The sequence below is a fragment of the Frankia sp. CeRuru1 genome (assembly GCF_977966315.1).
Genome location: NZ_CDWWEW010000431.1, coordinates 1 through 1,061, shown reverse-complemented (window position 1 = coordinate 1,061; position 1,061 = coordinate 1). Strand labels below are relative to the sequence as shown.

At 74.8% G+C, this 1,061-nt stretch carries 1 protein-coding gene and 1 pseudogene; one reads left to right on the top strand and one right to left on the bottom strand.

The features are described 5' to 3' along the window. Positions 1-248, top strand: a pseudogene (locus AC08OP_RS21985) (serine O-acetyltransferase); the annotation flags it as partial. Here AC08OP_RS21985 and AC08OP_RS21980 read toward each other — a convergent pair. Then, a partial coding sequence (locus AC08OP_RS21980; RefSeq protein WP_476615916.1) for a PP2C family protein-serine/threonine phosphatase occupies positions 249-1,061 on the bottom strand: 813 nt, incomplete at its 5' end.

Sequence of the window (1,061 nt, the reverse complement as noted above, 5' to 3'; positions counted from 1 at the left end):
CCCCCAGCCGCCCCAGGCCGGCCACCGCCCTGCCCGGTCAGGACGACGTGCTCCCCGACCTCGTCGGCGTCAGCCTGAAGTCCCTGCTCACCCGGGTCGACCAGCTGGAGGCGGTGCTCGACGGGAACACCGGGAACACCGGGAACACCGGGAACACCGACGGCCGCGCCGACGGGCGGGTCGCCGCCCATCCCACGATCCGCCCGCCCCAGGCCGGTGTGTGGTATGGCGAGGACTTCTCCATCTGATCAATGACCTTCATCGGTGACCTGATCGGTGACGCTCCTGGCTCGACCGGTGTCCCTGGGGATCCGGTCGAGCCAGGATTTGCCGGCAAAGCATGCGTCGCCATGACCACTTGATTCCGCCCAGAATATGTCGATGACGACCACGGTGATGTTGTCCGCGCCGCCGGCAGCCAGCGCCACCGAGGCGAGATGGTGGGCGACCGCGGTGGCGGGCGCGTCCGCCGGCAGGCGCCCGACGTGACCGGCGAGGGCCGTGGCGGCCGAGGCGTAGTTCCACAGCCCGTCGCTGCACAGCACCACCCGTCCCGGCCCGGTGAGGGGCAGCGAGACGACGCGCGGTACCGCCGATCCGCTGCCCGTCCCGATCCAGTGGGTGATGGTGTGGGCGCCGGGCGCCGTCTCGGCCAGCTCGGCCGGGAGCAGGCCGGCCCGCACCGCCTCGGCCGCCAGCGTGTCGTCCTCGGTCAGCAGGCGCGCGCCCCGCGGGCCGAGCAGGTAGGCCCGGCTGTCCCCGAGCCAGCCGACGGCGAGCCGGTCCGCTGTCACGATCGCCGCGACGAACGTGCAGGCCGGCGCGTCGTCGGGGCTGGTGATCGAGGCGACGGCGCTGCGCTGGGCGGTCGCGACCGCCGCCCGTAGCGCGGCGTTCTCCCAGGGGACGCCGCCGCCCGTCGGCCCGGGAGACCTCGGCGTGCCCACGACGTCGGCCAGGAAGGCGGTGGCGTCCCGGGCGGCGGCCACGGCGGCCGGTCCCGAGCCGGGAGCCGTCGACACCCCGTCGCACACGACCGCCACGACCGCCACGACCGCCGG